The 12396-nt window shown below is 33.3% G+C and carries 11 protein-coding genes; 7 read left to right on the top strand and 4 right to left on the bottom strand.

Annotated elements, in window-relative coordinates; all coding sequences use genetic code 11:
• Positions 1-60 precede the first annotated feature (60 nt).
• The 5 genes from OOK99_RS04705 (at position 61) to OOK99_RS04725 (ending at position 7292) form a co-directional block, all read left to right on the top strand.
• Positions 61-948, top strand: coding sequence for an aspartate carbamoyltransferase catalytic subunit (locus tag OOK99_RS04705; RefSeq protein WP_264331303.1), 888 nt, complete (start codon positions 61-63; stop codon positions 946-948).
• Between the two features lie 650 nt (positions 949-1598).
• Positions 1599-2573 carry an ankyrin repeat domain-containing protein gene (locus OOK99_RS04710; protein ID WP_264719555.1) on the top strand — a complete coding sequence of 325 codons (975 nt, stop codon included), beginning with the start codon at positions 1599-1601 and terminating at the stop codon, positions 2571-2573.
• Positions 2557-4323 (top strand): pentapeptide repeat-containing protein, encoded by a 1767-nt coding sequence (locus tag OOK99_RS04715; RefSeq protein ID WP_264719556.1) that lies wholly within the window; start codon positions 2557-2559, stop codon positions 4321-4323. Before OOK99_RS04710 ends, OOK99_RS04715 begins: the two co-directional genes overlap by 17 nt.
• 34 nt (positions 4324-4357) lie before the next feature.
• Positions 4358-4966, top strand: coding sequence for a guanylate kinase (gmk, locus tag OOK99_RS04720; RefSeq protein ID WP_264336860.1), 609 nt, complete (start codon positions 4358-4360; stop codon positions 4964-4966).
• A gap of 250 nt (positions 4967-5216) precedes the next feature.
• Complete coding sequence (locus OOK99_RS04725; RefSeq protein WP_264719557.1) at positions 5217-7292, top strand: ankyrin repeat domain-containing protein; 2076 nt, start codon at positions 5217-5219, stop codon at positions 7290-7292.
• Here OOK99_RS04725 and sdhA read toward each other — a convergent pair.
• A complete protein-coding gene (gene sdhA / locus OOK99_RS04730) occupies positions 7264-9063 on the bottom strand; it encodes a succinate dehydrogenase flavoprotein subunit (RefSeq protein WP_264336878.1) in 1800 nt (599 codons plus the stop codon). The genes OOK99_RS04725 and sdhA overlap by 29 nt on opposite strands.
• A 208-nt stretch (positions 9064-9271) precedes the next feature.
• Positions 9272-9682: a zinc-ribbon domain-containing protein gene (locus OOK99_RS04735; protein WP_010406912.1), complete on the bottom strand. Its 411-nt coding sequence runs from the start codon at positions 9680-9682 to the stop codon at positions 9272-9274.
• Positions 9683-9720: 38 nt separating this feature from the next.
• On the opposite strand from OOK99_RS04735, the gene dapD reads away from it, so the two are divergent.
• Positions 9721-10563 carry a 2,3,4,5-tetrahydropyridine-2,6-dicarboxylate N-succinyltransferase gene (gene dapD / locus OOK99_RS04740; protein WP_264719558.1) on the top strand — a complete coding sequence of 281 codons (843 nt, stop codon included), beginning with the start codon at positions 9721-9723 and terminating at the stop codon, positions 10561-10563.
• Here the strand turns inward: dapD and OOK99_RS04745 are convergent, their stop codons facing one another.
• Together OOK99_RS04745 and OOK99_RS04750 are read right to left on the bottom strand one after the other, a co-directional pair.
• Complete coding sequence (locus OOK99_RS04745) at positions 10564-10845, bottom strand: DUF2610 domain-containing protein (protein ID WP_264719559.1); 282 nt, start codon at positions 10843-10845, stop codon at positions 10564-10566. It lies immediately after the preceding gene.
• Positions 10846-11217, bottom strand: a complete 372-nt coding sequence (locus tag OOK99_RS04750; protein ID WP_264719560.1) for a hypothetical protein — start codon at positions 11215-11217, stop codon at positions 10846-10848.
• Between the two features lie 93 nt (positions 11218-11310).
• Between OOK99_RS04750 and OOK99_RS04755 the strand changes: the two genes are divergently transcribed.
• Entirely contained in the window at positions 11311-12324 is a 1014-nt protein-coding gene (locus OOK99_RS04755) for a class I SAM-dependent methyltransferase (protein WP_264719561.1), read from the top strand.
• Positions 12325-12396 lie beyond the last annotated feature (72 nt).

A 12396-nucleotide genomic window follows, 5' to 3' on the forward strand; every position in this document is an offset into this window, starting at 1 on the left:
CTTTACTTTACAGTTGTGTAATTGAAATTAAGAAAGTAGAATAAGCTCAAAAAAGGAGCTATGGACAAGAGAAGGAATTTATTAAATATCTCAGACCTCACAATCGGTGATGTAGAAAATATAACTAAATTAGCCAACCAATACCTTGAAGAAAAAGTTGAAAATAGTCATGTTCTGAAAAATAAAATAGTCATAAACCTATTCTTTGAAGATTCAACACGTACGCTCGCATCTTTTGAAATAGCAGCAAAAAGCCTTGGAGCAAATGTTATAACTTTACCAATAAAATCTTCTTCTATTAACAAAGGGGAAGATCTAAAAGATATGATAAAAACACTAAATGCAATGAATCCTGACTATATGATAATCAGGCATAAAAGTAGTGGTATTATTAATACATTGGCAAAGCATGTCAACTGCTCGCTAATCAACGCAGGCGATGGAAGCAGTGAACATCCAACTCAAGCTCTTGCAGATTATCTTGTAATTATCAATCATAAAAAGCAAATAAAAAACCTCAAAATTGTTATATGTGGAGATATTTTACACAGTAGAGTTGCAAGATCAAATATAAGATTGCTAAAAATGTTTGGAGCAAAAATAAGCTTAGTTGCACCACCAGCTTTGATGTGTAAGCATTTTTCTGAAGTAGATTCACTTCATTATTCATTAATCGAAGGTATAAAGGATGCTGATGTAATTATGCTCTTGAGGTTGCAGAAAGAGCGTATGAATAATAATTCTTCAGAAAAAGAATATTTTCATTTGTATGGACTTGATGCACAAAAACTATCGCATGCAAAACCCGATGCAATTGTTATGCACCCAGGACCAATAAATAGAGGTATCGAAACTAGCAATGATATAGCAGATTGTGTTATTTTACAGCAAGTAAAGTTTGGATTAGCAACGCGTAAGGCAGTACTGCACTATTTAATTAATGTTTAACTTTAATTAATTTTAAGGAATTTTAGACATAATGATCCTCCTATAAAAAACGATTTAGAAAAATATAACACACCTCATGACAGAAATTAAGTATGCACTGAAGTAGATTGTGCTATATTTTCTTATTGAGAGATTAATTGAAAAGTCTGCAGACTTGAATAAGGTGAATTTCGAGCTCTAAAATACCCTCATTTTTACTGATAATAATCAACTTACCAAATGTGTCAAGTATTTTTTTGCATTTAATTTACAACTACGAACGTTTATTTGCAAAAAATACTATAAACATAAAATGATAGATGTCATAAAAGTAGCCAGCACTGGCATCCAGTTAAATTTGTGAGTTAAAAGTTATGCTAAAATATAACGTTTCTAATGATGATGGAAAATGGATCCCAGTGTCGGAGCACTAGGATGACATTGTTTAGTACGCAAATTACCACAATGTTCATACAGCTGTATACTGATTTCTTTAATGTCCGTACAGTTGTATGTCAGCTACTCGAATGACAATTTCAGATAAAACCTAGATAAAAGAGAAAAATAAATTTTTACATAATCATACTTGTACAATAACTAAAGCACTTTTTACTGTAGATTAATCATTTGATTATAGTATCATTTTAATTAAGCCTATATTTGCAATGTTTATGAAATATAAAGCATTCTTCATACTATTAATTGTTATATCTAACCTGCTTGCTGCAGAACAGCCTGAAGAAAATAAAAATGAAAGCAGTATAAATCAAGAAGACGTATCGAAAAGCAACACTGATGCTGAAAAAACTTCTCCGCTTCTGAGCGAACTCAAAGAAAGCACAGACCCAACAAATGTAATCAATGAAGAAGTACCTTCAAGTAATCAAACAAACCTACAGTCTGAAGAGGAGACTAATATAAAAGATACCAAAGCTCTAACAAGTCCTTTATCAGAAGAAAAAAAAGAAGAACCTGAAGAGAAGAAAATCAGTCACAATAATCAAACAAACCTACAGCCTGAAGAGGAGATTAGCAAAAAAGACACCGAACTTTCAACAAGCCAATTAACAGAGAAAAAGAAAGAAGAACAGCCTGACAATATAACACCTGTGAACAAAAAAAATGAAGAAAGCGAAAAATGGACAAAGCTAAACAAAGAAATAAAAAAACATAAAAGCAAGTCTATATATAAAAGACAATATGATAGCCTAAACGAGCACCTTCCTAAAACTATATTTACTGATGATTACAGTAAGCAATTTTTTTACTGCATCAAGAAGGGCAACTTAATTTGTCTAAGAGGAGTAATAAATAAGCTAGAAAAAATTGGATTAACAATTCAAGAAATACTAAGATTTAGAAATAAATTGGGTGATACTCCTCTAATTTATGCAGTGAAACAAGGTGAAATAGACACAGTTCGCTTTCTCTTATTACAAGGTGCTGATCCTAGAGTAGTTGATAATAATTTTAAGTCCCCTATTGAAATAGCAATCGAAAGGAATCAGATCAACATAATAAACGCAATTGCCGAAATGATGCCATACCTTTTAGAGGATAAAGAAATAAACAATGAAGAAGACTCAGAGATGTATAACTTTGCTATAAAAACAAAAGAAAGTACCTGCGATGCAAAAGATAATTAGACTTTTGATATTAATTTTAGTTGGTCATTTATGCTATGGAGATGATGCAATCAATGATTTTTTAAGTGCTCTGCACGATGTAAAATACGTATCTTACAATACAAAAGATTTTGCTAAATTTTTAGTACAGTGCAACAAAGCAGGCATACCACAAGATTTTAAGAAAGGTTTTGGTCCTAATTTAAATGGTGCTAATTTTAGTCAATTGTATTTAAGCAAATCTATTTTTGATGGAGTAAGTTTAATTGGTGCCGATTTTTCTAACACCGATTTATCAGATGTGTCTTTTATCGATGTTGATTTGCGTGGTGCTAATTTTTCCAATGCTAATTTACATGGCGTTAAAATAAAAGGCACAAATTTAAGTTTTTCAAAATTTGCTTCTACAAATTTAACAGATATCATATTTGATCAGTCTAATATCAGTTATGCTGATTTTATCAATTCTAATCTCAACAAAGTAAGTATGCGTAATATAATTGGTTTGCATACCAAGTTTTTGAATGTAAAAATGAATTTCTCCAATTTATCAAACTCAAGTGCCAGCTACATCAATTTTAGTGATAGTGAAATAAACGACACTGTTATGCAGAAAAATAATTTCGACAACGCAAGTTTCTTTGGAGTGGATGCACATAAGCTCAAGGTACAATTTTCTTCATTAAAAAATGCTAACATATATGGTGCAGAAATAAAAAAATCGGATTTTACAGGTAGCAATCTTTCAAACGCCTATTTTAATTCTTCCATTATAGTCAACAGTAATTTCGAAAAAGCCAATTTAAGCAATTCACAAATTTCCTATGTGAAAGGGGATAATTCAAACTTCATTAAATCTATACTAAATGGTTCCAAGATAAAACATGCATATGTTTTCGAATCAGACCTTCAGGATGCTGATTTATCTAATATTGATTTTAGTTTTAGTGAATTGCATAAAGTTAATACCTATAACGCTAACATTTGTCATGGAAAGTTTCATAATACTAAAGTTGTGAATTCTGACATGAATGGTTCGTTCTTTGACCATTCATTGTTTACCTCTGCAAAAATAGAAGATTCAGATCTTTCCACAACTTCAATGTATAAGACAAAAATTAAAGACTCTCAAATTTATAATAGTACTCTTTCCCACCATAATATGGATTCGAGTGAGATAGAAAATTCAATATTCTTCAAATTATTAGCTGATAATTCGAGCTGGTCTAAGTCAAAAGTCACTAATTCAAACTTTATTGAAAGTGATTTCAAATCCTCCGTGTTTTATGATAATGCCTTTAGAAAGACTAGTTTTTTTCTTAGCAATTTGAGTAATTCAACAGTGAGTGATGTCTCTTTCCTCTCTTCAAGCATATATAAAAGTTCAATTGCTGATATTCATTTAACAGATTGCAAATTTGATAATTCAATTTTGATTGACAATCAGGGACAGAGCAAAATTACAGGTCTAGAGAGTGCTATAACTTCAATTAAAGATCTGCAAGAGAAAATATCGCAGGGTGAAAAATTTGATGTAAATTATTCTTACTTTGAGTTTAAAGACATGAATTTAGAAAATGCTAATTTTTCTAATTCAATATTAAGCAGAGCAAAGTTTGTAAACGTTAATTTGAATAAGGCAAATCTTGAAAGAGCTGATTTACGTTATACTATTTTTGATAATTCCTCTCTTGTTGATGCCAATTTATCAAATTCTAATTTAGAAGGCTCTAGTCTTTTAAACTTTGACTCAAAAAATACAAAGTCTTAAAAAACTCTATAATGTACTTGTTAAATAAAGAAAAATGACCGTAAAAAATGAGGGCATACTACTGATTCTATCCTCTCCTTCTGGAGCTGGAAAAACTACTATATCAGAAAAATTACTTGAGCAATCAACTGATTTAGTTATGTCTGTTTCTATGACTACACGCAAACCTCGTCCCGGTGAAGTAAATGGAAAAGACTATTTTTTCGTTACTGAAGAAAAGTTTCATGAACTATGTAAGGCTGGTCAAATGCTTGAATATGCTAAAGTTTTTGAGAATTTTTACGGTATACCAAAAGATTTTATAGAACAAAACCTGAGCAGTGGCATAAGTGTTTTACTGAATATAGATTGGCAAGGAGCATTTCACTTATTTGAAATCTTAAGAGAAAAAGTTGTAAGTGTTTTTATACTACCTCCCTCAATGGAAGAGCTTAGACTGCGTCTACAAAGGCGTAATAGTGATGATGAAATTGAAATAGAGCGGAGATTAGCCGAAGCGCAAAAAGAGATAAGTAAAAGTAATAAATATGATTACGTCATAGTTAATGATGATCTTGATAAAAGCGTAGAAGAGATAAAATCAATACTAAGTAAAGGAATGCTTAAAAAATTAGAAGAAAAATCAAGTTTGAAAGATCTATAAAAATATTTGTTTATCTCTTTTAGCAGCATTCACGCTTCACAGTTTAGCCACATTTATTATTTTTTAAGATAAAATAGTTAAAATAGTAGACAAGTGCTAAAGTGGGGATTTAATTATGACAACAGATTTTCTAATAGAAACTAGCTTTCCACCTATATTTCGATAACATCTAGCTCAATTTAAAAGTCCAATTCAATAGGCTGTTAGTTGAAGCGCTAACGCCAAATAGCTTTAATATTGAGGTTTTAATATGAGTATAGATCTAAGTGTATCAGTTACTAATGCAAACAAACTAGATAAATATATAAACAAAAATGAAAAACAAGATAAAAAAGACAAGCAATTGTATAATATTATAGAGAGAAAGGTAAAAAAAGAAAAACATAAGCATGAAAAACCAAGAAGTCGAGATGGAACACTCAAGGAATGTAAAAGGTTATTTAAGGAAGGCGCTAGTCCTGAAGTATTAACTAAATTAGAAGAATCGCTTAGAGAACAGGAAAAATATCACAGATATTATGTCCAATGTTTCCTTCCAGTGCTAGGTGAAGTAATAGAACGATCGAAAAGAATATCAAATGAAACAAAAAACCAAGTAATTTCTGAAGTCACTAAAAGTTGTTTTAGTAGGTACAGCGAACAAGACAGTGGCTACGGTAGCGATTTTGAAGATGAAATAAACGGAATATCAGATTCTGATAGCGATTTTGAAGATAGAATAAACGGAATATCGGATTCTGATAATGACGTTCAATTACTAAATGCAATCCAAAATGGAAACAACAGGAAATTTAGAAAATACCTAAAAGATTGCACAAACGTCAGTGGCATAACAGATAAAAAAGGAAATAATATTTTACACCTTATTGCATCGCTCAAAAAGAAACAAAAGCTTAAGTTTCTAGATACCTTGATAAAAATAGCTAACGAGAAAAATTTAGTACAACTTGTTGATAGTGAAAATCAAGAAGGAAAGACTCCTTTTCAGGTAGCACTAATTAACAAGATAATAAAAGGGAAACATGATTCTCACACAATCCAAGATAACGATAACACACTTAAGTTTCTTGCAAAATTGTTAAAGTATGGAGCCAGCTCTGACAATTTAGGATTATCTACAAAAGAATTACAATACTTAAAAGAAGAGCAAAAGACATACTATTGTGATTTCCTAGAAAAATTAGCAAAGTCAGTAAAGAAACCTGAGTTAAAATCAGAAATAAGAACAAAAATTAAAGAAATTATACCACATACCATAAATACTCCAGATAGTAATGATAATTATCAATTACATTTAGCAATTAAAAATAAAGATGAGAAATCCTTTAAGGAGTTATTGCAAAAAGGAGCAGATATTAGCCTGAAAGATACAGATGGTAATAATGCTTTACACCATATTGCCTTGCTGAGAGGGAAGCAAAAAGTTACATGCTTGAAATTAATATCAGCCTTAGTAAAAGAAAGAAAAATATCTGAAGATAAATTAGATGAAGCTATAAAAGCAACTAACAGGCAAGGCAATACACCTCTAGAATTAGCACTAAAGAAAAAAGCAGAAAAAAAAAGTATCGAATACCTATCGCAAGAAACAATTTTTGATTTAGCAACTAATTATGATAATACAACAAAGTTTTGTGCAGCATTATTACAAAACGGTGCTAACCCTGATTCTTTATGGTTAGAAGATCCAGAATTCCATACTAAAAAGTACTATTTAACTTTACGCGATCTAAAAGATTGTTCAAATACTCCACAGAAAGCACAGGAGAAAGCTAAAGAACTAAAAGAGAAGCTTGAGGAAAAATACCACTGTGGAACTGCTTCGAAAAAATGTCAATCAGGCATTAAAAAGCTAGGTTCTGGTGTAAAAAAAGGAGCATCTGCTGTATGGAAATGCATTGATCCGGGCAGGAGAGCTAGTGTATTGTTAGCAATCACAGTAGCAACTACTATTATTACAATGGTAACACTTTCTTGCTTTCAAGGACAAATTGCAATTGGAGCAGCGTTACCCATCATAGCTATAACAGGAGTGGTCTGTCTGATATTCACTTTGGGACTTAGCGGCATTAGGAAGTCTGTTAAGGAATTAACCAACGATAAGCAAAGCCGTAAAGATGATCACCTAGCTGCAAAACAACCTGAAAATATTACTGAACAACAAAATTTAGCTAACAACTCAGCAGAGCAAGAAGTACAAAGATCGTCAAATCAATCGGAGCATAAAGAAAGCCCAGCTACTCAAATGAGCTATGTATCAATACTACGTCAATTTATAAATAAACCAGATGGGTTAACTAATAAATTCTCTTTTCCGGGGCGATGAAATCAATCTCATCGCTCAGAGTTTTTTCAGCAACTTTTTTATAGTCAATTTCTACACTAACTTGGCTTTTCTCTTCTTTAAGCCATGCTATAGTATGCTTCATCCAGTTTTTATCATCACGTTCAGGGAAATCTTCACGAGCATGAGCACCCCTGCTTTCCTCGCGATTAGCTGCGCATTCCATGGTAATAACTGCTTGTGGAATCATATTGGCAAGCTCCAGAGCTTCAACCAAATCACTATTCCATATCATACTACGATCTTCAACTGCAATGTTAGGCATCATTTTTGCTACTTCTTTTATAGCTTTTTTACCTTCCTCTAAAACTTCAGCAACACGGAATACCGATGCATATTTCTGCATAGTGTTCTGCATTTCACTTCGTATTTTTGCTACTTTGAACTCTCCGGAAGCAAATCTCATTTTATTAAATCTATCTACTATCAAGTCTGTGCAGTCTGAATGCAATTTTTTATGTGGTGTATCAGGTTTCAATTTTTCTTTTGCCCTAAGCGCGGCAGCTCTACCAAAAACCACAAGATCAAGAAGCGAGTTGGAACCTAGTCGATTTGCACCATGTACAGAAACACATGCTGCCTCTCCTATTGCAAATAATCCTTCTACCACTTCTTCTTTACCTTTTTGCAACGTGATCACTTCCCCATGATAGTTGGTTGGAATACCGCCCATGTTGTAGTGAACAGTTGGAATAACAGGTATCGGATCTTTAGTAACATCAACTCCTGCAAAGGTTTTTGCTGTTTCACTAATACCTGGCAATCTGAGTTTGATCACTTCCGGATCAAGATGCGATATATTCAAGTACATGTGATCTTTCTTTGGCCCAACTCCCCTTCCCTCTCTAATTTCAATTGTCATTGCTCGACTTACTACATCACGAGAAGCCAAATCTTTTGCCTTTGGCGCATAACGTTCCATAAACTTCTCACCCTGAGAATTAACGAGGTACCCACCTTCACCGCGGCATCCTTCCGTCATCAAGCACCCTGAGCCATATATTCCTGTTGGATGAAATTGCACAAATTCCATATCTTCAAGTGGCAACCCAGCTCTCACCACCATGCCATTACCATCACCTGTGCAGGTGTGTGCACTTGTTGCAGAGAAATAAACACGTCCATAACCACCTGTTGCTATTACCACAGAATGTGCACGAAATCTATGCAACGTACCATCACACAGCGACCAAGCTATCACCCCACAGCATGTCCCTTTGTCCATAATCAAATCGATTACAAAATATTCGACAAAAAATTCAGCGTTAAATTTAAGACATTGCTGATATAGAGTATGAAGAATTGCATGCCCAGTTTTATCTGCTGCTGCACAAGTACGCTGAGCCGATTTTCCTTTACCAAAGTGAGTTGTCATTCCACCAAAGGCACGCTGATATATTTTTCCATCTTCCGTACGAGAAAAGGGTACACCAAAATTTTCAAGTTCAATCACAGCTTTGGCAGCATTTTTACACATATACTCTATTGCATCTTGATCGCCAAGCCAGTCTGAACCTTTTATTGTGTCATACGCATGCCAGCGCCAATCATCTTCAGCAATGTTGCTCAAGGCCGCACTAATTCCGCCTTGTGCTGCAACTGTATGACTCCGTGTAGGGAAAATCTTAGAAATACAGGCAACTGAAAAATTAGTTGCAGCCATTCCAAGTGTTGCTCTAAGCCCTGCTCCACCTGCACCCACTATCACCACATCATACTCATGCTCTATGATTTCATACGCTGACTTATCCATATCCACTTATTTTATCATCACAGGCTTATAATATCACAGAAGTAGAAAAAATCTATACAAGTTTTCTGGATGTAAGCTTCTGAAACAAATCTATAGTAAACGATGTAATAACAATCATAGGGCGTCATGAAAGTAGCTGAAATTGGAATGACACTATCATAAAGGAATAAGTGTAGTTATTTGCATAACATTGATGACTTATGCCTATTTAATTAGATCTAAAATTAGATAGAAAAAGGTAATCTTGATAAAACTCATTTACAACAAGTTCTCTCGCACTTGAATTTTCCGTTTGCACTTTTTTGTATCCTAATTTATGGCTTATTGAATCTTTATATGCACTAACTGCTTTATATATCTTACTTACCTCTCCTGGAAAGATACCACCAACAATTATAACGCATAACCCTGCAACTGTTGCAAAAGCTAGAGTTAAACTTTGCCTCCAGTTAGCTTTTTTTTCTTGTATACCAGCAGGGCACAATTCACTTGACATTTCTTTTAGATACTCATGCCACATGTGATTGCAGTTTGTACATTTCACTTTTCTTCCAGATTCACCTATTTGCCCACGAGATACTAAGTAAGTTTTAGTACAATTATGACATTGTATTTTCATAGTGCTTACGTATAAAATAATATAAATTTGATATCAATATGTATATAATAAATGAAAAATTTGCAACTAAAAAATTACAAGATGAGATAGAAAATATTTGGAAAGATAAAGAAAAACTTAACGACTATAATCTAAAACACGAAGCAAGAGTAATAATCAAAGAAGTAATTGAGTTACTTGATAGTGGTAAAATTAGAGTAGCAGAAAAGTTATCAAGTGGAGAATGGATAGTACATAAGTGGATCAAGCAGGCAATATTATTACACTTTCTCACTGAAGAAAGCAAAATAATAGACAATACCAATTGCTGGTTTGACAAGATCAGCAGCAAGTTTAGTGAATGGAATGAGGAGAAATTTTACCAGTCAAAAATTAGAGCAGTCCCTGGGTGTTTTGTCCGCCAATCTGCTTACATAGGTAAAAATGTTGTTCTAATGCCAAGCTTTATCAACGTTGGTGCATACATTGATTCTGGTACAATGATAGACACCTGGTCAACAATCGGTAGTTGTGCACAAATAGGAAAAAACTGCCATATTTCCGGTGGAGTGGGAATAGGTGGAGTTCTTGAGCCCATTCAAGCTTCTCCAGTCATTATAGAAGATAATTGCTTCATTGGAGCGCGTAGTGAGGTAGCCGAAGGTGTTATAATAAGAGAAGGATCAGTCCTTGGCATGGGTGTGTTTATTGGGGCATCAACAAGAATTGTTGATAGAGAAACAGGAGAAATATTTTACGGTGAGGTGCCACCTTATTCCGTAGTTGTACCAGGATCTACTCCATCTAAAAATAATATCTCAACCTATTGTGCAGTTATAGTAAAAAAAGTAGATGAAAAAACGAGATCAAAAACCTCTATAAATGAAATATTGAGAACCTAACTACTTGCCGTTATTTTTTTTATCATTATTGCTAACTACAGTAATGGCATATGCACATAGCTCTGAGAAAGAGACTCCATTTTCTTGAGATAACTTATATAATTTTTGCAAACTTTCTTTGACTTTACTAGGTATGTTTCCTCCACGCTCCTTTGCAAGCCAGGAATCTTGATGATGAATTGGATGAGTATCACCCTTTGGATTTCCTATGTATATTGCAAAAGGCGAATTTTGCCCTTTGAAATCACACTGTACAGTAAATTTTTTTATAGACTCAGCCATTTAAAAACCTCTAATTTTCTTTTTAATCGATCTTATAGCAGGTGGAAGAGGAGATTTTTTGATAAAATCTTGCCTATTGGAAACACTTTCTTTCTCCTCTAAAGCTCTACGAACATCAGCTCTGCTCAATTGTGACTCTTTTGCTAACCTCATTCCATGCTTTACCATAATATTAGCACATGCTAGCACTTTTTTTACTAATTCCAGGTCACCATTTAACATTCGAACTAGCACTTGAAATATTTCTGCTAAAGTTAATCCGTCAGCACCTACAACCTTATTTTCTACAAAATTGATAGCTTCTTCAAATTTATATTCAACACCATCATCTTGAGGTATAAGGGTAACATAATCTGTATCTTGACTATTCATAACTGAAGCACTATCGCCTTTAAACTTATATTATATATAAATACTCCACTATTTTACAGTATGGCACGCTATAGTTAAACATTTATTAATAATATGCTCACTTATATACACGAATTAATTGATAAAAGCCAAGGATCAATATCCATCAGCGATTTTATGAATGCTGCTCTATATCATAAAGAGTACGGCTATTATATGAATAAATTACCACTTGGCAAAGATGGTGATTTCATTACTGCACCTGAAATCAGTCAGCTATTTGGTGAAACAATTGCAGTGTGGATAATGCATACATGGGAAAAATTAGGAAAGCCATTAAAATTTTCTCTAGTTGAACTTGGGCCAGGTAAAGGAACACTCATTCATGATGTAATAAGAGTCACTAAAAAATACAGCTGTTTTTTTAACTCAACGACCATTCATCTAGTGGAAATAAGTCCTACTTTGCAAAAGATACAAAAGGAAAAATTAAAGGGATTAGATATTAACTGGCACACAGATGTTAACAACTTACCAAATCATCCAACTATTTTTTTGGCAAATGAGTTTTTTGACGCCCTTCCAATTGATCAGTTCGTTTATCGTGATGGACAGTGGTATGAAAACAGAGTGACAAAGCAGGATAATGGTAGTCTTTCGTTGTTACTTCAGTGCTCAGTGCCAATTACTGGAAAAGGAAAACTTTTTAATGGTGCAGTAGTGGAAGTATGCCTAGCCGGAATCGAAATATTAAAGAAACTTGAGAATAAGATAGTCAATAATGGGGGAGCTGCCCTGATTATAGATTATGGCTATATATATCCTTCATACAAAAGCACTTTACAATCAATAAGACAGCATAAGTATACTAATTTTCTTAAAAATGTCGGTAATAGTGACATCACTGCACTTGTGAACTTTCAAGCACTAAAAGATTCATTAAAACATGTAGACTGCGAGACTTTAACTCAAAGAGAATTTTTATACCTTTTTGGTATAAAGGAAAGAGCACAAGCTTTAATGAAAAATGCAAGTAATGAACAGAAGCATAGGATCTTCAGTGAATTTTTAAGGTTAACTGAAAATATGGGTACTCTCTTTAAGGCAATGCTGATCCACCATTTGTAGTCTTGCATGGTTCTTATGTTAAACGTTTTGAATATAAATACTAAAATGTTTACAGAATAAAAAAAGGCAAAA

Source organism: Wolbachia endosymbiont (group B) of Eucosma cana (assembly GCF_947250645.1).
In the GTDB taxonomy this organism is placed as follows: domain Bacteria; phylum Pseudomonadota; class Alphaproteobacteria; order Rickettsiales; family Anaplasmataceae; genus Wolbachia.

What these genes read in the sequence shown, in the direction of transcription:
- OOK99_RS04705 (WP_264331303.1), top strand. Translation starts at nt 61, where the DNA reads ATGGACAAGAGAAGGAATTTATTAAATATCTCAGACCTCACAATCGGT.
- OOK99_RS04710 (WP_264719555.1), top strand. Translation starts at nt 1,599, where the DNA reads ATGAAATATAAAGCATTCTTCATACTATTAATTGTTATATCTAACCTG.
- OOK99_RS04715 (WP_264719556.1), top strand. Translation starts at nt 2,557, where the DNA reads ATGCAAAAGATAATTAGACTTTTGATATTAATTTTAGTTGGTCATTTA.
- gmk (WP_264336860.1), top strand. Translation starts at nt 4,358, where the DNA reads ATGACCGTAAAAAATGAGGGCATACTACTGATTCTATCCTCTCCTTCT.
- OOK99_RS04725 (WP_264719557.1), top strand. Translation starts at nt 5,217, where the DNA reads ATGAGTATAGATCTAAGTGTATCAGTTACTAATGCAAACAAACTAGAT.
- sdhA (WP_264336878.1), bottom strand. Translation starts at nt 9,063, where the DNA reads ATGGATAAGTCAGCGTATGAAATCATAGAGCATGAGTATGATGTGGTG.
- OOK99_RS04735 (WP_010406912.1), bottom strand. Translation starts at nt 9,682, where the DNA reads ATGAAAATACAATGTCATAATTGTACTAAAACTTACTTAGTATCTCGT.
- dapD (WP_264719558.1), top strand. Translation starts at nt 9,721, where the DNA reads ATGTATATAATAAATGAAAAATTTGCAACTAAAAAATTACAAGATGAG.
- OOK99_RS04745 (WP_264719559.1), bottom strand. Translation starts at nt 10,845, where the DNA reads ATGGCTGAGTCTATAAAAAAATTTACTGTACAGTGTGATTTCAAAGGG.
- OOK99_RS04750 (WP_264719560.1), bottom strand. Translation starts at nt 11,217, where the DNA reads ATGAATAGTCAAGATACAGATTATGTTACCCTTATACCTCAAGATGAT.
- OOK99_RS04755 (WP_264719561.1), top strand. Translation starts at nt 11,311, where the DNA reads ATGCTCACTTATATACACGAATTAATTGATAAAAGCCAAGGATCAATA.